The organism is Paracoccus aerius (genome assembly GCF_014656455.1).
GTDB lineage: Bacteria > Pseudomonadota > Alphaproteobacteria > Rhodobacterales > Rhodobacteraceae > Paracoccus > Paracoccus aerius.
Genome location: NZ_BNCL01000009.1, coordinates 13,067 through 33,143, shown reverse-complemented (window position 1 = coordinate 33,143; position 20,077 = coordinate 13,067). Strand labels below are relative to the sequence as shown.

The window sequence follows — 20,077 nt, the reverse complement described above, 5'->3', positions numbered from 1 at the left end:
GCGCAGGGGCGCAGCGACTAGGTTCGCCCTGACCCTGCGACGGACCCCGTGATGCCCCAAGACGCTGCACCTGCCTATCAGGTCCTGGCCCGAAAATACCGGCCCGAGACCTTTGCCGACCTGGTCGGCCAGGACGCGATGGTGCGCACGCTGAAGAACGCCTTTGCCGCCGACCGGATCGCGCAGGCCTTCATCATGACGGGCATCCGGGGCACTGGAAAGACCACCACCGCGCGGATCATCGCCAAGGGCATGAACTGCATCGGCCCCGACGGACAGGGCGGCCCCACGACAGAACCCTGCGGCACCTGCGAACATTGCGTCGCGATCAGCGAAGGCCGCCATGTCGACGTGCTGGAAATGGACGCCGCGTCGCGCACCGGCGTGAACGACATCCGCGAGATCATCGAAAGCGTGCATTACCGGGCGGCATCCGCGCGCTACAAGATCTACATCATCGACGAAGTCCACATGCTGTCCACCAGTGCGTTCAACGCGCTCTTGAAGACGCTGGAGGAGCCGCCCCCGCATGTGAAGTTCATCTTCGCCACGACCGAAATCCGCAAGGTTCCGGTCACGGTCCTGTCGCGCTGCCAGCGTTTCGACCTGCGCCGAATCGAGCCCGAGGTGATGATCGCCCTTCTGCGCCGCATCGCCACGGCCGAGGGCGCGCAGATCACCGATGACGCGCTTGCGCTGATCACCCGCGCGGCGGAAGGATCGGCCCGCGACGCGACCAGCCTTCTGGACCAGGCGATCAGTCACGGCGCGGGGGAAACCACCGCTGAACAGGTCCGCGCGATGCTGGGCCTTGCCGACCGTGGCCGCGTCATCGACCTGTTCGAGATGATCCTGCGCGGCGACGCTGCATCCGCCCTGACCGAGTTGCAGTCGCAATATGCCGACGGCGCCGACCCGGTGGCCGTGCTGCGCGACCTGGCGGAAATCACGCACTGGATTTCTGTGGTGAAGATCACGCCGGACGCGGGCGAGGATCCGACCATCGCGCCCGACGAACGGGTGCGCGGTCGGGAACTGGTCAACAAGCTGGCGATGCGCGTGCTGACCCGGCTGTGGCAGATGCTGCTCAAGGCGCTGGAGGAAGTTTCAGCGGCGCCGAACGCGATGATGGCTGCGGAAATGGCGATTATCCGCCTGACCCATGTCGCCGACCTGCCCGACCCCGAGGCACTGATCCGCCGGGTCCAGCAGGCGCAGGCGGCGGGTGATTTCGCGCGCCAAGGCGTCCCAGCCGCACCTTCGCAGGCCCCCCGCGCGGCACGTCCCGCGCCGGTGATCGCGCAGCGGTCGGGCGCGGCGACGGCGCTTGCCGTCAGCCCCGACGCCTTTGCGGCCTGGCCCGACTTCGCCTCGGTCCTGGAGCTGATCCGGCGGATGGGCGACATGCTTCTGCTGGTGCAGGTGGAACGGCATGTGGGCCTTGTCCGCTACAGCCCCGGCCGGATCGAGTTCGAGCCGAAGGGCAACGCGCCCCGCGATCTGGCGCAGAAGCTGGCCGAACGCCTGCGCGGCTGGACGGGCGGGCAGCGTTGGGTTGTCACCGTTACGAATGACGGCGGCGCGCCGACCATTGCCGAACAGCAGGCCGCCGAACAGCGCGAACGCGAGGAACGCGCCCTGCAACTGCCCATCGTGCAGCAGGTGCTGGCGACATTTCCCGGCGCGAAACTGCGCGACGTGCGGCGCGTTGCCCCCGAGGTCGAGGCCGTCGAGGCGGAAGGCGCGGCCAACCCGCACGAGCTGACCCAAGGCCCCGTGGCCGAGGTCGAGGAATGGGATCCCTTCGAGGACGAGGAATAGAGACATGATCAAGGGTTTGGGCGGCTTTGGCGACATGGCCAAGATGATGAAGGCCGCAAAGGACATGCAGGACCGGATGGCTCAGGTGCAGGCCAGCCTGGACACGATCACCGTGACCGGCGAATCCGGCGCGGGCCTGGTCAAGGCCACAGCCACCGCCAAGGGTGAATTGACCGCCCTTGACATCGACCCGTCGATCTTCGTGCCGACCGAAAAGGAGGTGGTCGAGGATCTGATCCTGGCCGCGATCAAGGACGCGCAGCGCAAGGCGCAGGAAAAGATGCAGTCCGAAATGGCCCGCGTGACCCAGGAACTGGGCCTGCCCGCCGACATGAAGCTGCCCTTCTGAGCATGGCCGACGGCAGCGACGACATCCAGGCGCTTGTCGGCCTGATGGCCCGGCTGCCGGGCCTCGGCCCTCGGTCGGCCCGCCGCATCGTGCTGCACCTGATCCGCAAGCGCAGCGGGCAGATGTCGCAGCTTGCGGGGCTTCTGGACCGCGTGGCGGTGAACTCGCGCGAATGCGTTATATGCGGCAACATCACCGACCGCGACGAATGCGCGATTTGCACCGATCCTGCCCGCGCGACCGGCGAACTGTGCGTGGTCCAGGACGTGGCGGACCTTTGGGCGATGGAACGCGGCCGCGCCTTCGGCGGCCGCTATCACGTCCTGGGCGGCACCCTGTCGGCCCTGGACGAGATCGGACCCGACGACCTCGGCATCCCGTCCCTGATCGACCGGGTCGAGCGAGAGAAGATCCGCGAGGTCATCCTGGCGCTGAACGCCACCGTGGACGGCCAGACGACGGCGCATTACATCGCCGACGCCCTGGCCGAAACCGGCGCCACCGTGACGGGACTGGCGCAGGGCGTGCCGATCGGCGGGGAACTGGATTACCTCGACGACGGCACGATCAGCGCGGCGCTGCGGGCGCGGCGGCGGCTCTAGGCCGCCACCAGCTCTCCGGCCAGGGCTTTCTCGATCAGCGTGCGGGTTTCGTCGATGCCGTACAGCGCGATGAACCCGCCGAAGCGCGGCCCTTGGTCGGCGCCCAGCAGCACCTGATACAGCGCCGCGAACCAGTCGCGCAGGGGTTCGAAGCCGTGGTCCTTGCCGATGGCGAAGACCATCGACTGCAAGGCCTCGGCATCGGCGGGCTGGTCCCAGGCGGCCAGGCGGCCGGCCAGATCCTCCATCGCGCGGCGCTCGATCTCGGTCGGTTCGCGGAACTGACGGGTTGGCGCCACAAAGTCGGTGAAATAGCGCACGGCAAAGCCCGCCGCCTGGTCCAGCCCCGGATGCGTTTCGGGCGAGGCTTCGGGCGCATAGCGGCGGATGAAGCCCCAAAGCCCGTCCTTGTCCTTGGCCCCCGCGACCGATGCCAGGTTCAGCAGCATCTGGAACGGCACCACCATGTCGGATGCCGGCACCTCGCCGCCATGGATGTGCCAGACCGGGTTCGCAAGCTGCTGGTCCGGCGTCTGGTCGGGATAGGCGCGCAACTGCTGGTGATATTCGTCGACGGCCTTGGGGATCACGTCGAAATACATCCGCTTGGCCGTCTTGGGCTTCTGATACATGAAATAGGACAGGCTTTCGGTCGCCGCATAAGTCAGCCATTCGTCGATGGACAGCCCGTTGCCCTTGGACTTGCTGATCTTCTGGCCGTGCTGGTCCAGGAACAGTTCATAGGTGAAATGTTCCGGCGCCCGCCCGCCGAGAATGCGGCAGATGCCGTCATAGATCGGCGTATTGGTGCTGTGGTCCTTGCCATACATCTCGAAGTCGACGTCAAGCGCGGCCCAGCGGGCGCCGAAATCGGGCTTCCACTGCAGCTTCACCTGCCCGCCCGTGACCGGCAGGGTCAGTTCCTGCCCATCCTCGTCGTCGAAGGTGATGGTGCCGTTCTTCGCGTCCACATGCTTGATCGGGACATACAGGACCTTGCCCGTCTTGGGGCTGATCGGCAGGAAGCAGCTATAGGTCTGCTGGCGTTCCTCGCGCAAGCTGGCCAGCATCACCTCCATGATCGCGTCGTAACGCTCGGCCGCCAGCAGCAGCGTGTCGTCGAACCGGCCCGACTTGTAGAACTCGGTCGCGCTGATGAATTCGTATTCGAACCCGAAGGTGTCCAGGAACCGGCGCAGCATGGCGTTGTTGTGGCCGCCGAAGCTGTCGTATTCGCCGAAGGGATCAGGCACCGTGGTCAGCGGTTCCTGCAGATGCTGGTGCAGCATCTCCTGGTTCGGGACGTTCTCGGGCACCTTGCGCATCCCGTCCATGTCATCGGAAAAGCAGAACAGCCGGGTCGGGATGTCGCTGATGATCTGGAACGCGCGGCGGATCATGGTCGTCCGCGCGACCTCTCCGAACGTGCCGATATGGGGCAGGCCCGAGGGGCCATAGCCCGTCTCGAACAGGACATAGCCCTTTTCGGGGTCCTTCTTCTCGTAACGTTTCAGCACCCGGCGCGCCTCCTCGAACGGCCAGGCCTTCGATTGCATTGCGGCGTCGCGCAGGGTGGTCATCGCATACTTCTCCTGTTCCAAGCCTTGACGCCTTATTGAAAGCGGGGTGAATGGTCAATAATTTGCGCCCCAGGCGTCTATCCAAGGAACAGACATGACCATCGACCTGCCCTCGTTCTCGCCCTGCGATGCCTTGGTGGCGGTCATGGTTGCCGTGTCGGCGTCCGACCAGACCTATCGCACGTCGGAACTGGTGGCGATTCAGCGCAGCGTGGACCACACCCCGGTCTTCGCCAATTACGACGACGACCGCATCCGCGCGGTCAGCCAGACGGTGATGACCCTGTTCGAGCATGAGGACGGCATCGACGCCCTGTTCGGCCTGATCCGCGACGCCCTGCCGGAAAAGCTGTACGAGACCGCCTATGCCCTGGCCTGCGACGTGGGCGCCGCCGACGGCCGCCTGTATGAGGGCGAGGTCGCGATGCTGGCCGAGATCCGGCACCAACTCAACATCCCGCGCCTGCACGCCGCCGCCATCGAGCTGTCGGCGCAGGTCCGCCACCGGGTGCTGTAGGTCAGCCCCAGCCGTTCAGGATATCGCGCTGCAGCCGCTTGGCATCGCGCGTCCAGGACAAGACGCCCGACGGCAATTCCTGTCCCGACGTTGCCGCCTGACGCACCGCGTCAGCGCAGAGGATCGCGAAGGCGCGGGGTTGCCCGCCCGGTCCCATGACATAGCCCGCCAGGTTCGACACGAAGTTCAGCGTCCCGGTCTTGGCGCGGACGCTGCCCGCCGCAGTCGCGCCTTGGCCCAGGTCATCGTCCAGCGGATCGGCCTTCAGCAGCGCGGGCAGGCCCGCCGCCAGGCCCGGCCCCGCCAGCAGCCGCGCCATCCCCTGCGCCGTGACCTGGCTGGCGGGTGACAGTCCGGAATGATCGGCCAGCGTGAAATCCAGCCCCTGCCCCTGCGCCACAAGCCAGGCCCGCATCCCCTGGGCCGAGGCTGCCGGATCCCGCGCGCCGCTGGCGTGCAGGCCCACCACCTCGGCCGTAAGGTTGGTCGAGAAATACAGCATGTCGCGCAGAATCCGGTCCAGCGGCGGGCTGGAATGGCTGGCAACGATCTGACCCTGCGGCAGGGTGCCGATCACCTCGGGGGCGGGCAGCACCAGCCCCTTGGCGCGGCACAGCGTCTGGAACACGTCGCCCGCATAAAGCTCGGGCTTGCGGACAGGCAGCCAGCGGCTTCCGGGGCGGCTCATGGCACTGCGGGATACCGTCCAGGTTTCGCGGTTCTCGCCCTCGCGATAGGTGAACAGGTCGGACTGGTCGCCCGGCGCGGCGGTGATCGTATAGGCGCGCGGCGAATGGGCCGATCCCCGCGCTTCTATCGACATCTGCGCGCCGCCCTGCCGCCAGCCCAGGTGGACGCGGTTGAAGTTGAGGATCATGCCGGACAGCGCGGGGTTGTAGGCCAGGTGATCGGCCTGCCCGGGCGCGATTTCCTCAAGCTGCGGCAGCGCGCCGCCCCAGACGGCAAAGCGGGCGGGGGCAGGCTGTCCGGTTGCCACCAGTTCGCCGGCAAGTGTCGCCAAATCGTCGGTGGACAAGACCGGATCGCCTCCGCCCGCCAGGACCAGCATGTCGCCTGCGCGAATGATCCTTGTGGTGAAGCGATGGGCGGGGCCCAGCCGCGACAGGGCGTAAAGAGCCGTCACTGCCTTAAGGGTGCTGGCAGGCATCATCGGCGCCGCCACTTGCGCCGCATCCGCCAGCGGCCGTGTCGGATCGTCCAGCAGCGCAAAGGCGACAGTGCCCGGCAGCCCTGCCGATGCGACGATGCGTCCCGCCGACAGTGCCGGCCGGGCGGGCGGGCGCCGGTCCGGACCCTGGCCCCAGCCCGCGCCAGGGGCCAGAGGCAGGGCCGCAAGCCCCGCCAGCAGGTTGCGGCGCGACAGCATCATGTCCCCGCCCCCAGTGCCCGGCGCAGCGCGGTCGATGATTGCGGGGACATCGGCAGGTTCACCTGCACCCAGGCAGGCGGTTTCCGCTGCGCAAGCAGTCCCGCCTTCGACGCCGGCAGCCGGTAATCCCCAAGCGCCTGGGCCGCCACCGAGCGCCGGGACGCCAAGCGCGAGCCGGGCCGGGCCAGAACGCCGATGGGCACAGCATCCGCAATCTGCCGCCAGCGGTCCCATTGATGGAACTGGACCAGGTTGTCCGACCCCATCAGCCAGACGAAGCGCACACCGGGATAATGGCGGCGCAGGGCGCGGATCACGTCGGCGGTCTTGCGCGTGCCCAGCCTCGCCTCGATATCCGTGACGACAATGCGCGGGTCGGACAGCATCTGCCGGGCATGGGCCAGCCGGCGGGCAAGCGGTGCGGGATTGCGCGCCTTCAGCGGGTTGCCGGGCGAGACCAGCCACCAGACACGATCCAGCCCGAAGCTGCGCAGGGCGGCGCGGGTGATGGCGACATGGCCTTCATGTGCGGGATCGAAGGATCCCCCCAGAAGGCCGATGGTCATCCCGGGCAGCGCAATGGGAAGCCCCGCCCGGGTCAAAGTGTGATAGCCGAGATCAGCCTGCCGTAATCGACCTGCCCCTCGTGCGTGGCGCGGCGATAGCTGAAGAACTTGTCGGGGTCGGAATAGGTGCAATGGCCGGACCATTCGGCATCCACGCCCGCATCCCGCAGGCGCATCAGGCCAAAGGACGGCAGGTCGAACATCGGCCGCCCATTCGGCCCACCACTGAAGAAGCGGCCATGGGCAGGATCCTCGGCCAGGAAGCTGTCCATGAAGTCGGGGCCAACCTCGTAGGCACGCTGGCTGATCGTGGGCCCGATCACCGCCCTGATCTGCGTCGCGCCAAGGGCACGCATGGCGTCCACCGTTGCTTCGATGATGCCGCCCAAGGCGCCGCGCCATCCGGCATGGCAGGCGCCGATCACGCCAGCCTGCGCGTCGGCCAGCAGGATCGGCTGGCAGTCGGCAGTCAGCACCGCAAGCGCCACGTCGCGCCGTGCCGTGACGATCCCGTCGGCCTCGGTATTGGCGACGGTCGGGATATCGTCGCCGTCGCGCAGCGTGATCACATCGGCCGAATGAACCTGCTTCACCGTTGCCAGCGCATCAGCGGGAACGCCCATGGCAGTGGCGACCCGACCACGGTTCAGGGCCACCATCTCGGTCTGGTCGGTCGACCTGCGGCCGCAGTTCAGCCCCGAGAACAGGCCCGAGGATGCGCCACCCTTGCGGGTGAAGAACCCGTGGCGGACATCGCGAAGAAGGGGGTGTGTCAGGATCTCAAGCGTGGTCTGCATGAAGCCTCAGCGCGTCAAATCCGGGCACCGGGGGCGCCCCTTTCGGCCAGATGGCCATGGCCTTGAACAGGTGACCCATTTCATCCGGGTGGGTCAAGCGCCGAAGCGCCGCCGTCGCGCCTGCGTCCCCGGCTGCTGTCAGCCGTTCTGCCCGCTGCGCCGCGCCCAGTGACAAAAGCCAGTCGCCCTGCCGCACCGGGCGCGAGGCAACCGCGCCTGCCCGGATCGCCGCTGCCGCCAGCGGCGCGAAATCGACATGGGCGGTCAGGTCGGCTTCGCCCGGACGCGCCAGCGGATCCTCGGGGGCGTGGTTGCGCAGCGCCTGGAACGTGTCGCCATAGCCGTTCCAGCCGCCGTAATCGACGAAGATCGCCGCCCCGCCATAGGCGGCGATGCGGCGCGCGATGGCTTCCGCGATCGCGGGTGCGGCGGGACATTCTTCGACCACGTCGCCCGGCCGGCCGTCTCGCGGCAACTGAACGACGGGGCCGAGGCCGAGGCGAAGGCCGGTGTCGGACAGCCCCACCATCCGTTCGCACCAGCCGTCATTGGTGCGCTGATACTGGCGGATCGGCAGGGCATCGAAGAACTCGTTCGCGATCAGGAACAACGGCTTGGAGGGCAGTTCCTCGACGCTGTCAAGATGTGCGACTGCGCCCAGCCGGTTCCGCTGGACCTGCCGCAGATGGGCCGAGGCCTCGATCAGCGTGACCTCGGCCGCCTCGGCCATGCCCGGGGCCTTGCGGATCGCGCGCAGGATGTCGGCCATCAGGGTGCCGCGGCCCGGCCCGGCCTCGGCCAAGGTAAAGGGCGCGGGACGCCCTTGGTCCATCCAGGCCTGGGCAAGAGCCAAACCGCAGAGTTCCCCGAACATCTGGTGGATTTCCGGCGCGGTCGTGAAATCGCCCGCCGCGCCAAAGGGGTCGCGCGTGGCATAATAGCCGTGGCGCGGATCCAGCAGGCAGATCTCCATGTAGTCCGCCAGCGTGATCGGACCCGTGGCACGGATCCGCTGCACGATGATCTGGGCCAGGGGCGTCATGTGGCAGCGGTCACGGCCGGTCGGCGCCGGGCGCGCAGGATGAAGAACAGCCCGATCAGCACCATCGGCAGCGACAGAAGCTGGCCCATCGTCAGCCCGACCACCGGCCCGCCGATGACATGGCCCAGCGGGTTGTCGGGCGTGATGAACTGGGCATCGGCCACGCGGAACAGTTCAACGAACATCCGCGCCAGGCCATAGCCGGCCAGGAAGGTGCCGAAAGCCAGGCCCGGCCGTCGCAGCCCGCCTGCCCGGACCAGGGCCAGCAGGATCAGCCCCAGAAGCAGGCCTTCCAGCCCCGCCTCGTAAAGCTGGCTGGGGTGGCGGGCGCAGGGGCCGACCACGCCGGGGCAGATCTGCGCGGCCTGGCCGGGGAAGATCACGCCCCAGGGCAGGTCGGTGGGGCGGCCCCACAATTCCGCGTTGATGAAATTGGCGATGCGTCCGAAGAAGATGCCGATGGGCGCCACCACCGCCATCGCGTCCGCCAGCCGCAGCGGCGGAATGCCGTTGGCGCGGCAAAAGGCCCAGGTCGCGACAATCACGCCCGCAAAACCGCCGTGAAAGCTCATCCCGCCCTGCCAGACCTTGATGATCTCGGCCGGGTTCGACAGGTAATATCCTGGTTCGTAGAACAGCACGAAACCCAGGCGGCCGCCCAGGATCACGCCCAGGATCACCCAGGTCAGCAGGTCGTCCACCCTGTCGGCGGGCATGGGCGCCCGGTCGCCCCACAGCCTGTCGCGTCGCATCATGGCGGCGATGATCTGCCAGCCCAGCAGCAGCCCTGCGAGATAGGCAAGCGCATACCACCGCAGCGACAGCGAAACACCGCCCAGGTTGATGGTGAAGATTTCGGGCGCGATATCGGGAAAGGGGATCATGGGGCCTCGGGTTATGCGCGGCGCACGCTAGTCGGCGCGCGGGCGGTGTCAACACGACAGTCCGGCCGCCAATCCTGCGCTTGCGGCATGGCGCGCATTGAACCCGGCCGCCGCGCGGCCCATATAGGCGGGCAACCACGTATCGGGGGCAAAGGCCAAATGACCACGCAGAACAAGTTCTTTGACGACATCTCGAAGCTGATGACCAATGCCATGGGCGTGGCGCACGGCGCCCGGTCCGAGGCAGAGAACGCCATGAAGGGCTGGATCGACCGCTGGCTGGCTGATCGCGACTTCGTGACCCGCGAGGAGTTCGAGGCCGTGCGCGAGATGGCGATCAAGGCCCGCACCGAGAATGCCGAGCTGAAGTCCCGGCTGGACGCGATGCAGGCGGGCCGTCAGGGCTGAAGCGTGTCGCGCAGCGCGCCTGCCCGGTCGTAAAGCAGCACCTCGCCCGCGTCGGTGACGACGACGATCCAGTCGCGGGCGAAGGTCACGGCCTCGGGTGCGGCGCCATCCGGCAGGACGATTGCCTTGGGCAGGTCGGGCAGCATCGGCTGGCCTAGCCGCATCCACAGCAGGGCCACCACGGCAATCATCCCCAGGCCCATCACCAGGGCCAGGCCCGTCACCAGCCACCGCAGCAGCCGCAGTTCCGGCACCGCTTTCGCCGCCGTTTTCCAGTCGCTATCATCCGTGCCCATGTCGAACCTTGTTGTCACCATCCCGGCCAACCCGCCTGACCGGCTTGATAAGGCGCTTGCCCTGGCGGTGCCAGAGGAAGCGGGCCTGTCGCGGTCGCGCCTGTCGCGGCTGATCGCCGACGGCGCCGTCAGCGGCCCCGACGGCATCGTGCGCGACGGCAAGGCCCGCGTGGCCGAGGGGCAGGACTACAGCATCGCGATCCCCGATCCCGAGCCAGTCGACACCCGCCCCGAGGCGATCCCCCTGTCCATCGCCTTCGAGGATGAGGATCTGATCGTCATCGACAAGCCTGCCGGGATGGTCGTCCACCCTGCCCCCGGCTCTCCGCGCGGGACGCTGGTCAATGCGCTTCTGGCCCATTGCGGCCATACCCTTTCGGGCATCGGCGGGGAAAAGCGGCCGGGCATCGTGCATCGCATCGACAAGGACACGTCGGGCCTGCTGGTCGTGGCGAAGTCGGATCGCGCCCATCATGGCCTTGCCGCCCAGTTCGAGGCGCACAGCGCCCAGCGGCGTTATCTCGCCCTGGCGCACGGCGTGATCGACGGGGCCGATGCGCGGCTGCGCGGCACGCCCGGCGTCACCTTCGAAGAGGGCGGGATGCTGAAGATCACATCCCGCCTGGCCCGTCACGCCACCGACCGGCAGCGGCAGGCGGTCTATTTCGACAAGGGCCGCCATGCCGTCACCCGCGCGCGCATGCTGGAACGCTTTGGCACGCCGCCCGTCGCCATGCTGGTCGAATGCCGGCTGGAAACGGGACGCACCCACCAGATCCGCGTCCACATGGCCCATGCCGGACTGGGGCTGATCGGCGATCCGGTCTATGGCGGGGCGCGCAAGGCATCCGTCAAGGTGCTTGGGCCCGTGGCCGAGGCTGTGGCAACCTTTCCCCGGCAGGCACTGCACGCGGCGCATCTGGGGTTCGACCATCCGGTAACGGGGTTGCCCCTGGCCTTCGACAGCCCCCTGCCCGCGGACATCCAAGCGCTGCTCGACCAGCTTCGAGAGGTCGTCTGACGGAAACGTGAACCCCGACCGGCTGGCCCGTTAAGTTTTTTATTACACACTGTTGCTAAACCATGCCGTCCGGAGCCGTGCCACCAGGCCGGAACCCTGCAGTTGCAGGCGGCGTTCCCCGGACTCTGCGAAAGGCCCGACATCATGGCGAATTACGGAAATCTTCCCGCCCCCAGCCCTGAACAGGGCCTCAATCGCTATCTGCAGGAAATCCGCAAGTTTCCTCTTCTGCAGCCGGAAGAGGAATACATGCTGGCCAAGGCCTGGGCGGACCACCAGGACAGCGAGGCCGCGCACAGGCTGGTCACGTCGCACCTGCGCCTGGCGGCCAAGATCGCCATGGGCTATCGCGGCTATGGCCTTCCGCAGGCCGAGGTCATTTCCGAAGCCAACGTCGGCTTGATGCAGGCGGTCAAGCGGTTCGATCCCGAACGCGGCTTCCGCCTTGCGACCTATGCCATGTGGTGGATCCGCGCCTCGATCCAGGAATATATCCTGCGGTCATGGTCGCTGGTGAAGATGGGCACCACAAGCGCGCAGAAGAAGCTGTTCTTCAACCTCCGCAAGGCCAAGTCCCGCATCGGCGCGCTTGAGGAAGGCGACCTGCGGCCCGAAAACGTCGCCCAGATTGCCAACGACCTGAACGTGACGGAACAGGAAGTCATCGACATGAACCGCCGCCTGTCAGGCGGCGACGCATCGCTGAACGCGACGGTCGGCAGTGGCGAGGGCGATTCTGCGTCGCAGTGGCAAGACTGGCTGGAGGACGAGGACGCCAACCAGGCCGAAGCCTTTGCCGAATCCGAGGAACTGGACACCCGCCGGCAGATGCTGATGCAAGCGATGGACGTGTTGAACGAGCGGGAAAAGGATATCCTGATCGAACGCCGGCTGCGCGACGACCCACTGACGCTTGAAGATCTGTCCGCCCGCTACGAGGTGTCGCGCGAACGCATCCGCCAGATCGAGGTCCGGGCCTTTGAAAAGCTGCAGGACCGGATGCGCGTGCTGGCGCGCGACAAGGGCATGAGGGTGCCCGAAACCGCACTATAGGCAACGCACGCCATGCCTTCTTCCGGCGGTCGCGATTGACCTGCCGGGGCTTGACGCTATGGTCCGAAGGCAGGCTGGCAGATCAGAAAACATGACCGCGCTCACGGACTTTCAACGGCTCGAGGCTCAGGGCTCGTGGCGCGCCGCGCCCGATGCGCCCTTGCGCGAGGTCATCGTGTCGGTGGGGGACGCCACGCTGGTCCTGTCGGACCCCAGGACCGACCGGCCGTTGTCGCACTGGTCGCTGCCGGCGGTGGTCCAGCTGAACCCCGGTGTCACACCGGCCATCTATGCCCCGACCACGACGGGCGAGGACGAAACCGTCACCATAGACGATCCCTTGATGATCGAGGCGATCGCTCGCGTCCAGGGCGCCGTCGCCAGTCACCGCGCCCATACGGGGCGGCTGCGCAACGGACTTCTGGTGCTGGCGATCCTTGCGGCTCTCGGCTGGCTGGTCTTCTGGCTGCCCGGCGCGCTGATCGGCCATGCCGCCCGGATCGCGCCGCCCGCCCAGGCCCGCGACATTGGCCAGGCTATCCTGACCGACCTGGAACGTGGATCGGGGGCGGTCTGCCACCGCGAATCCGGCCAGGCCGTGCTGAACTGGCTGGCGCCGCGACTGCTGGGACCGGACGCGGCGGTCCGGGTGGTGCCCGGTCCCCTGGGAGGCGCGCGCCGCCTGCCCGGAGAGATCTACGTGATCGGCAGCGACCTGTTGCAAACCGCGCCCGGCCCCGAGGCCGCCGCGGCACATCTTGTCGCGGCCCGGCTTGCCACCACCGACGACGCCCTGCGGCAGGCGGCGGTGCAGCACGCGGGGCTTCTGGCCTCGATCCGGTTGATGACGCTGGGCCACCTGCCGCAGACCGCGATGCAGGGCTTCGGGGCCGCGATGCTGATGAACCCCGCCCCCCGTCCATCCGATGCCGACCTTCTCGCCGCGCTGGCGGAGCGCGGCATCCCGGCCGAGCCCTATGCCCGCACCCTCGACCCCACCGGCCAGACCGTCCTGCCGCTGATCGAGGGTGATGCCTTCCGCACCACGCCCCCGGCCCGGCCGCTGCTGACCGACGAACAATGGCTGGCGCTGCAGCAGATTTGCGCGGGCTGACAGTGCCGCCGTCGTTTTCGCCGTTGCACCCTGCCATGACTGCGGCTATTCACGCCGCAGGCACCCGTAGCTCAGCTGGATAGAGCGCTGCCCTCCGAAGGCAGAGGCCAGGGGTTCGAATCCCTTCGGGTGCACCATCGTTTTCAATGAGATAGTCACGCTTCTTTAAGGGCTTTTCGGCCTTTGGTCCCGATATGGCGCGGAATGAGGCATCCTCAGCCTTCTGGCTGCCGTGTAGGTGCGCGCCGGGAGCGACTTGGCAGGAGTGCTTCTCGGATCATTCTCAAGCGTTACAGATGCACAAAAGCTGCAGGGTGGACTAAAACTCCCACTCGACTAAAGAGCCGCCTACTACCCCGACAAAGGTGTGCAGGAAATTGCCCTTAGCCTGAACAATTGTGCCCAAATAGTCAAAATCATCGTCTACTAAGTTTCTTACTGAATAATCGTAGCTAGAAACGTTTGATGTATATACTTTCTTGTCTTTGGTCATATATTTCAAATCGGTATCGCCGGATACGAAGTAAAGACCGTCAGCTATATTGAAGCTTCTGGTGAAATCTAGTGTTTTATCCCTTAGATCTTTAATGCCATGCGAGGATAAGTCGATAGTAGAACCTCTTGCATATGCTACGTTTATTTCAGACCCCTCCACAAAGGGATCAGTAAATATAAATTCGTCGCTACCTGAGTTGCTGTGGGAGTCCAGAAAGAACTCTATCGCATTAGGATTGTTATTTTCAACCGTGATGGATGAGCCCTTTTGTCCCATGCCAACATAGAACATGGCATTTCCAGCCGGACTATGATCCAATTCGTTAACCACCACACGTGCTGTCGTTGATTGGTCAGCTAACATAAAGGCTTCGACATTATTAAGATTGTAAGTGCCATTACGCAGTGCGACTACAACATCCAAACCACCATCTTTACTCTCGCGTAATGTATCTGAAGGATCTGCCAAGTAAAGATCCCGACCAGTCCCACCCACCATTAAGTCTGCTCCAGAGCCTCCATTTAGAACATCGTTGTGAGTGCCTCCATATAGCTTATCTCGCCCATTGCCCCCCAGCAAAAGATCGCTTCCGGCGCCCCCATCCAAACGGTCGTCTCCATCCCCAGCGAAGAGGATGTCATTGCCAGCTTCCCCATATAGTTGGTCATTCGCACCGTCAGTGGGTCGCCGGTCAGCCCGTAGCTTTCCGTCATAGAAGCCAGCCGCTCTGATAGCGCCATACGTCGAATAACTCCCGGATGCCGAAACCTTATACCAGTCAGCATAAAGAGCTGATGTAAGCTGATGTCCGACAACCCATACATCTCTGAGCACATGCTCATAGTTACGAATGTTGCCGTCGCCGGAGATAATGTCATCGCCGCCGCCTGCCCATATAACGTCTGCATGTTCTTTCCCGACGACAACGTCGGTCGTATCTAGAACTGAAAAGAGGCGATCCTCACCTTGGCCGAGGCTGACATAGTTTGTTGCCTCGCTATGAAGGTTGAGCCTGAAGACATCATTCTTCGTCGACCCCACATAGAAGCTATTCCGGTCGTCGTCGTAGTTGCGGCCAGTTATGCCGAAGCCGAAGTCAGAAGCAACCGTAGGGCCTTTTGCCGATAGTGTCCTAATAAAGACGTTGTCTCCGAAGCTGACGAGCTCCGCGAGGGTAGCTGCTTCAAGCCGGTCAATCGCCTGACGCACAGCCCCCAGATCATGAGTGGGAAGATCTCCATCTTCAGTGTCCACCCACACCCGGTCTGTACCTACTCCGGTCGATCTCGGAGAGAGAGCTTTGTAGATCGGGTCGTTCTGAAAACCAAAGTTAAAGACGTTTTTCCGAAGAAGTGGAGACTCGAAGGCTATGTAGTCCGCGTTTTTCCAAATCTTTGGATCGCCGTCAAATTTCAGTATGTCGGACTTTAACTTGTTGGTAATCCATCCTCCTAAGCTATGACCGGTAACTGTCAGGTCGCCCGGCCGGCTCCCAATATGATCATCAACGGCCGAAAGAAGCCGCTTGAAGTCTTTCATATAAGAACCGGTTGCGGTTCGAAAATAACTTACAATCTCGTTCTTACCTAGGTCACTGAGATCGTCGATATTATCAGTACCTCGAAAGGATAACATGTACTCCTTGGCGTCACCTTTACCTTTCTGCAACAGCACTGCCGCACCACGTCCGTCGTTAGTCAAGAACGTGAAGCCGTCAAAAGTGATGTTCTTCTTTGGAATTGATCCTGCATCGATTGTTCGTAGATTGACTGGTTTCCAGCCTGACCCATCGATGGCAGGATATATGCTGTAAGCTGCGTCAGCAGCCATCGCTGCTTGGCTAACCTTATCCCACGAAACTTTAACCGGAGATTTATCCAGGAACGACATCATGAACACCACAGCGATACTAAATAAAGATGCCTTGCAGACTATCTATGCTCTGGGATTCTCGTCGAGGTATCAATGATTCTTTAAATGCGTAGTGCGTAAAACGTTCTTTTCTAACATCCAGGCGCCCTCTGTTTTTCAGGCACGTGCATTCATAGCCTCTACCGCCGATCGTTGGTGATTCGGGCTGTGATGCCCATATACCTTCTCGATCGTCTCCGCGCTGGTCGAGAAGTAACCTGCGGCGTCCCAGATTGTCGCCCCGCGCTGCATCGCCCAAGTGATGGCGGTATGCTTGAGGACATGCGGCGTCACGCCTGACAGGTCAATCTTGATCCCCTTCTTGGCCGCCAGTTGCGGCGCCAGGATAATTGCGTGAGCCCATGCCTTGCGTACATCGCCGACCATCTCACGGCGCATCTGGCCCTCCCGCTCGATGTTCCGTTCGACGACATAGAGACGGCCGTTTGCGGCCTGTCGACGCAGATAGGCTAGATAGCGGCTGGGTAGACGGGCAGGCCGCTGCCGCTTCTTCGTCTCAACCTTATCCTGCGGGCGTCGGTAGAGGATGCCGTGCTTCGTATCGACATAGCCCCCGACCGGGCTCAGCTGGTCGATGTGCATGGCCAGGATCGTCTCCTTGCGGCTGCCGGTATAGAGGCCGTGCAGGATGAAGTCGGCCAAGTGCCTTCCATCCCTGTTCAGGGACCGGGCCGCGCGTAGCAGCCATGCAGCCTCTTGGCGTGTCAGCCATCGCTCACGGCTCGGAGGCTTGGCTGGCAAGGTCACCTTCGGCGCGTGGATCAGGTAGCCCTCACCGTGGCAGTAATTGATCGCGGCCTGCAGGACGTTCAGTTCGCGCCGAATCGTTCCAGCGGAGATTGGCTTGCCGAACTTCGAGACACGGCTCTTGGCATAGCGCCGGCAGGTCTCCCCCTTCACGTCCGCAACGTTCATGTCCTTCCAGAAGCGATCCAGAACAGCGATAGCAAAGCCGATCCTTTTGGGATCGGCCACATTGACTGCATGCTCTTCAGCATAGATCGTCAGGCAAATTCCGACGTCTAGGTCTTCCGGCCGAGAGGGACCACTTGGGCGATGTTTGCGTTCAAGGTAGCGCGCGAGCTGCGCTTCAGCATCGCGGCGGCAGTCTGTGCCGGTCGATAGTCGGGTGTTGCCGTCCCTGATTTCCCAGACTGACGGTCCATCTGTCCTGACGCGCCAGTGGAGGCGCGGTCCTTTCGCTCGCCGCGGCATAGGCTGATAATCTCCGATAGGTCGTCAGGGTGCAGTCTTACAGCGCGTCCGATGCGGATTGTCATGCCATGATCGTCGGCGACCTTGCGCAGGCTGTATTCCGGCACCCCCAGGCGGGTGGCCGCCTGCTTGATGGTCAGAAGCATGGGCTGGGGCATCGTTAGCCTCTTTCGCCTCTGGCTCGCAGGGCGGCGGCAATGTTCTTGGCGGCGCGGAACATGCTGCTATGGACCAACCCGTCCATCTGCATATCGTCTGACTTTTGTTCTTCTGCCTCACTCAAGCGCCGAACGTCGCCTTGGCGCACTGCTCCTAGAACCGGGTCGAAATGGATACTGTCGGCGGCCATCTGCTGGTTTTCGGCAGCATAGGCGTCCGCGACCTTGGCGGCTTCCTTCCATACGAATGCTATGACGCGGTCACGTTCATCCAGAAGGGCGCGGATGATCTCAGACGCCTCGGCAATGTCAGTCGCGCCGCCTCTTGTTTCGAGGCGGTGTAGATGCATCGCTACGGCATCGCGCGACGTGTCGATCTTGTTAGTCATAATTAATCTCCATGCTGTTCGCCTCGAGCGGCCAGCATGGCATCGGCATAGTAAAAAGCTGCCACGCCAACTCGCCGGTAAAGAGTTGCATCGGTCCTAAAGGCCTTGGTAGGGACCTTGGCAATGATCGCGGTTAGGGCTTGCCCGGCGAACCAGTCGCGCAAGGCCATACCAGGTTCGCATGCAAAATGTTCGACCCCTACTTGCCCGACAAGAGGAAACGCGGGTCCGCCGTCTTTCATGTTGTTACTCAAGCGACACCACCTTTCTCTTTGGCCAGGACTAAAAGAACAGGCCGTCCGTACAGGCGTCCTGCCGCCTGAACGGCCTCGAAGGTACCCGTCAACAGGATGACGTGTTCGCCATCTTCATTCTGGCCGACCTCGATGAACTCCAAGGCCAGCTCGGGCGTCGCATTATGGTTTCGCGAATCATCCATGTTGATCGGCATCCTGATGCTCCCTTCTTCTGTGACCATGTGCTCCGCGCGGAGAGTGCAAATAAGCGTTGACGCGGGGCCGAGCAGACGCAGCATCCGCAGCCATCAGATCGGCCAGGAGTTTCTGGGGATCGCGCCGGGCCAACATGGCCCGGCGGGTGAGATCGGGGCGACCGATGATCAAGGCGGCCTCATCGGCCGTGTACCTCTTCGACATCACCAGGTCGTAGCGCGCCAGCTCATCCTCAGTCATGTTCAGACGTCGATTGTAGACTGGGCTGGTGGATGGTCTGACCGTGGCGATCCGCGCCAGCTCACGCTCTCGGAACGCATCGTCTTCCTGGAAGCGTCGTCTTCTCGCGGAGCCGACTGCCTCCTTATGTTCGTCCTGGCTGCGCCCGTCCGGCCACTTCACGCCGGCTGCATCAGCCCATCTCTTTCCCCGCCAAATGGTCTGTCCCATCGCCTCGGCCGCACGAGCGAGGCAGCGGCCCGCGTTGAACTGTTCCCGCCACGTCGTCCCGTTGGACGGCTGATCGCGACGCTCCTGGGCCTTTAGTCGTTTGGAGGCAGCGCGGGCGGCAATGTGTTCCGGGGTGTGCTTCATGGTTTGGCATCTTCTGACATCACAGTCGGACGGATCGATCGGGGCCACTATGGCCGCCCGAGGCTGTCTTCTCCGACGCGGATCGCGCCATTCTCTGTCGGCTATACCGATCATGATTTCCCTCATGCTGTCTTCGTTCGATCAATGGGCAACTCTTGACCGCCCATGAATAGGAAATAGTCCTATATCGCGGAGGATGCAATTCTAATTAGGAATTTTTCCTATTGGCTTTTTAGACAACGAGCGTGAGGCGATCAGCCGCTCTGGTGATCGCGGTATAGAGCCAGCGCTTGGCCTCAGCTCTGAAGGTGCTTGATTCGTCGTAGGCGATGACCCCGCCCCACTGGCTGCCCTGGGCCTTATGGGTTGTGAGGGCATAGCCATAATCGAACTGCTGCGTTCCGCGCAGTTCGTCCCGCGGCAATTCCTCGGCGCCCCCGATAAAGAACTCTCGGCGGACTGAGACGCTTACCGGGTCGCGGTCGGGGAAGTCTTCCGAAGTGAGGGTCATCTCGACCAGGCTTTCGGCTGGATGGGCATCGAGCACGGTGAACAGCCCGCCGTTCAGGATGCCCTTGTCCTTGTCGTTGCGAAGGCACACGAGCTTGTCGTCCACCTCCGGCAGCGGTCCTGCATCGCCTCGGCCAAGGTGATTCCTGATCCTCTTATTGAAGGACGTGCGTGTGCGGTTCAGACCCACCAGCACCTGGTCGGCGCCGGCAACCTCCTCAGTTGAGAGGGTGCCGCGCCGCACGACGCGGCTGTGGCCATAGGTCCCTGGCACGATCGCCCTGCCCTCGCGCGCGGCCGTGGCCAACTGAATGATGGGATTGTCGGCCGCCTGCCGGTGGATTTCAGTCAGCATCACATCAGGCTCGGCCGAGGTGAAGAAGCCCGCACCCTTTACCGGTGTTAGCTGGGCGGGATCGCCCAGCACAAGGATAGGACGCCGGAACGACAGAAGGTCGCGCGCGAGCTCCTCGTCGACCATCGAGCACTCATCGATGACAATCAGGTCGGCTTCTTTTGCATCGCTGTCACGGTTGAGCCGGAAGCTGTGGCGGCCGTAATCATCCTCCTCCACGCGATAGATAAGGCTGTGGATCGTGGAGGCGCCAACGCACCCGCTTTTCTGCATCATCAAGGCGGCCTTGCCGGTATAGGCGGCATAGACCACGCTCCCGTTGACCTGCTCGGCAAAGCGACGGGCCGTGGTCGTCTTACCTGTACCGGCATAGCCGAAGACGCGCATGATCTGCTGCGACATGCGGCGGTTGCCGTTGATTGAGGCCATGCAGCCGCGGTGCCAAGCGGCAACGGCATCGACGGCTTCGCGTTGCTGGGGAGAGAGGCTGGTCATAGCTCACCCCCGGCCATGCAGCGTCCGGTCACATCATCAAG

Annotated in this window: 23 protein-coding genes and 1 tRNA gene; 9 read left to right on the top strand and 15 right to left on the bottom strand. The window is 64.0% G+C overall.

The window, feature by feature from the left end; genetic code table 11:
- Window positions 1-51 precede the first annotated feature (51 nt).
- From IE224_RS11745 to recR, 3 genes are read left to right on the top strand one after another with little or no spacing between them, the layout of a single operon-like run.
- Entirely contained in the window at window positions 52-1,821 is a 1,770-nt protein-coding gene (locus tag IE224_RS11745) for a DNA polymerase III subunit gamma/tau (protein WP_191310606.1), read from the top strand.
- 4 nt (window positions 1,822-1,825) lie between these two features.
- On the top strand, window positions 1,826-2,170 hold the full coding sequence (locus IE224_RS11740; RefSeq protein ID WP_167622374.1) for a YbaB/EbfC family nucleoid-associated protein: 345 nt from the start codon (window positions 1,826-1,828) through the stop codon (window positions 2,168-2,170).
- A 2-nt stretch (window positions 2,171-2,172) separates the two neighbouring features.
- Entirely contained in the window at window positions 2,173-2,772 is a 600-nt protein-coding gene (recR, locus tag IE224_RS11735) for a recombination mediator RecR (RefSeq protein ID WP_191310604.1), read from the top strand.
- Here the strand turns inward: recR and IE224_RS11730 are convergent.
- Window positions 2,769-4,352, bottom strand: a complete 1,584-nt coding sequence (locus IE224_RS11730) for a lysine--tRNA ligase (protein WP_191310602.1) — start codon at window positions 4,350-4,352, stop codon at window positions 2,769-2,771. The genes recR and IE224_RS11730 overlap by 4 nt on opposite strands.
- 94 nt (window positions 4,353-4,446) lie before the next feature.
- Between IE224_RS11730 and IE224_RS11725 the strand changes: the two genes are divergently transcribed.
- Window positions 4,447-4,869, top strand: a complete 423-nt coding sequence (locus IE224_RS11725) for a tellurite resistance TerB family protein (RefSeq protein ID WP_167622376.1) — start codon at window positions 4,447-4,449, stop codon at window positions 4,867-4,869.
- A 1-nt stretch (window position 4,870) separates the two neighbouring features.
- Here IE224_RS11725 and dacB read toward each other — a convergent pair whose 3' ends face one another.
- From dacB to lgt, 5 genes are read right to left on the bottom strand one after another with little or no spacing between them, the layout of a single operon-like run.
- Window positions 4,871-6,259, bottom strand: a complete 1,389-nt coding sequence (dacB, locus tag IE224_RS11720) for a D-alanyl-D-alanine carboxypeptidase/D-alanyl-D-alanine endopeptidase (protein ID WP_229849353.1) — start codon at window positions 6,257-6,259, stop codon at window positions 4,871-4,873.
- Window positions 6,256-6,861, bottom strand: coding sequence for a nicotinate-nucleotide adenylyltransferase (locus IE224_RS11715; protein ID WP_268246545.1), 606 nt, complete (start codon window positions 6,859-6,861; stop codon window positions 6,256-6,258). Before IE224_RS11715 ends, dacB begins: the two co-directional genes overlap by 4 nt.
- A complete protein-coding gene (gene pgeF / locus IE224_RS11710; RefSeq protein ID WP_167622377.1) occupies window positions 6,858-7,622 on the bottom strand; it encodes a peptidoglycan editing factor PgeF in 765 nt (254 codons plus the stop codon). Before pgeF ends, IE224_RS11715 begins: the two co-directional genes overlap by 4 nt.
- Window positions 7,606-8,664, bottom strand: coding sequence for a class I SAM-dependent methyltransferase (locus IE224_RS11705; protein ID WP_191310598.1), 1,059 nt, complete (start codon window positions 8,662-8,664; stop codon window positions 7,606-7,608). The genes pgeF and IE224_RS11705 overlap by 17 nt, the downstream gene beginning before the upstream one ends.
- Window positions 8,661-9,548 (bottom strand): prolipoprotein diacylglyceryl transferase, encoded by an 888-nt coding sequence (gene lgt, locus IE224_RS11700; protein WP_191310596.1) that lies wholly within the window; start codon window positions 9,546-9,548, stop codon window positions 8,661-8,663. The genes IE224_RS11705 and lgt overlap by 4 nt, the downstream gene beginning before the upstream one ends.
- A 159-nt stretch (window positions 9,549-9,707) precedes the next feature.
- Between lgt and IE224_RS11695 the strand changes: the two genes are divergently transcribed.
- Window positions 9,708-9,956 carry an accessory factor UbiK family protein gene (locus IE224_RS11695; RefSeq protein ID WP_167622380.1) on the top strand — a complete coding sequence of 83 codons (249 nt, stop codon included), beginning with the start codon at window positions 9,708-9,710 and terminating at the stop codon, window positions 9,954-9,956.
- Here IE224_RS11695 and IE224_RS11690 read toward each other — a convergent pair.
- A complete protein-coding gene (locus IE224_RS11690) occupies window positions 9,947-10,252 on the bottom strand; it encodes a DUF6476 family protein (RefSeq protein ID WP_191310594.1) in 306 nt (101 codons plus the stop codon). The two genes, IE224_RS11695 and IE224_RS11690, sit on opposite strands and share 10 nt — an antisense overlap.
- On the opposite strand from IE224_RS11690, the gene IE224_RS11685 reads away from it, so the two are divergent.
- From IE224_RS11685 to IE224_RS11670, 4 genes are all read left to right on the top strand, one after another.
- Window positions 10,251-11,273, top strand: a complete 1,023-nt coding sequence (locus IE224_RS11685; RefSeq protein WP_191310592.1) for an RluA family pseudouridine synthase — start codon at window positions 10,251-10,253, stop codon at window positions 11,271-11,273. The genes IE224_RS11690 and IE224_RS11685 overlap by 2 nt on opposite strands.
- Before the next feature lie 144 nt (window positions 11,274-11,417).
- Window positions 11,418-12,326, top strand: a complete 909-nt coding sequence (gene rpoH / locus IE224_RS11680; protein WP_167622383.1) for an RNA polymerase sigma factor RpoH — start codon at window positions 11,418-11,420, stop codon at window positions 12,324-12,326.
- Window positions 12,327-12,417: 91 nt separating this feature from the next.
- Window positions 12,418-13,440, top strand: coding sequence for a hypothetical protein (locus IE224_RS11675; RefSeq protein ID WP_191310590.1), 1,023 nt, complete (start codon window positions 12,418-12,420; stop codon window positions 13,438-13,440).
- A 60-nt stretch (window positions 13,441-13,500) separates the two neighbouring features.
- Window positions 13,501-13,577, top strand: a tRNA-Arg gene (locus IE224_RS11670).
- A 182-nt stretch (window positions 13,578-13,759) separates the two neighbouring features.
- On the opposite strand, the gene IE224_RS11665 is transcribed toward IE224_RS11670, so the two are convergent.
- The 8 genes from IE224_RS11665 to IE224_RS11635 form a co-directional block, all read right to left on the bottom strand.
- The gene (locus tag IE224_RS11665; protein WP_191310588.1) at window positions 13,760-15,829 is read right to left on the bottom strand and encodes a hypothetical protein; all 2,070 of its coding nucleotides are present in this window, start codon (window positions 15,827-15,829) and stop codon (window positions 13,760-13,762) included.
- Between the two features lie 135 nt (window positions 15,830-15,964).
- Window positions 15,965-16,843: a tyrosine-type recombinase/integrase gene (locus tag IE224_RS11660; RefSeq protein WP_229849351.1), complete on the bottom strand. Its 879-nt coding sequence runs from the start codon at window positions 16,841-16,843 to the stop codon at window positions 15,965-15,967.
- A gap of 47 nt (window positions 16,844-16,890) precedes the next feature.
- A complete protein-coding gene (locus IE224_RS21055) occupies window positions 16,891-17,241 on the bottom strand; it encodes a MerR family transcriptional regulator (RefSeq protein ID WP_229849350.1) in 351 nt (116 codons plus the stop codon).
- A 2-nt stretch (window positions 17,242-17,243) separates the two neighbouring features.
- Window positions 17,244-17,630 (bottom strand): hypothetical protein, encoded by a 387-nt coding sequence (locus IE224_RS11655; protein WP_191310584.1) that lies wholly within the window; start codon window positions 17,628-17,630, stop codon window positions 17,244-17,246.
- 2 nt (window positions 17,631-17,632) lie between these two features.
- Window positions 17,633-17,884 carry a hypothetical protein gene (locus IE224_RS11650; protein WP_191310582.1) on the bottom strand — a complete coding sequence of 84 codons (252 nt, stop codon included), beginning with the start codon at window positions 17,882-17,884 and terminating at the stop codon, window positions 17,633-17,635.
- The gene (locus IE224_RS11645; protein WP_191310581.1) at window positions 17,881-18,081 is read right to left on the bottom strand and encodes a hypothetical protein; all 201 of its coding nucleotides are present in this window, start codon (window positions 18,079-18,081) and stop codon (window positions 17,881-17,883) included. Before IE224_RS11645 ends, IE224_RS11650 begins: the two co-directional genes overlap by 4 nt.
- A complete protein-coding gene (locus IE224_RS11640) occupies window positions 18,062-18,676 on the bottom strand; it encodes a hypothetical protein (protein ID WP_191310579.1) in 615 nt (204 codons plus the stop codon). The genes IE224_RS11645 and IE224_RS11640 overlap by 20 nt, the downstream gene beginning before the upstream one ends.
- 232 nt (window positions 18,677-18,908) lie before the next feature.
- Window positions 18,909-20,036 carry an ATP-dependent DNA helicase gene (locus IE224_RS11635; RefSeq protein ID WP_191310577.1) on the bottom strand — a complete coding sequence of 376 codons (1,128 nt, stop codon included), beginning with the start codon at window positions 20,034-20,036 and terminating at the stop codon, window positions 18,909-18,911.
- Window positions 20,037-20,077: the final 41 nt, after the last annotated feature.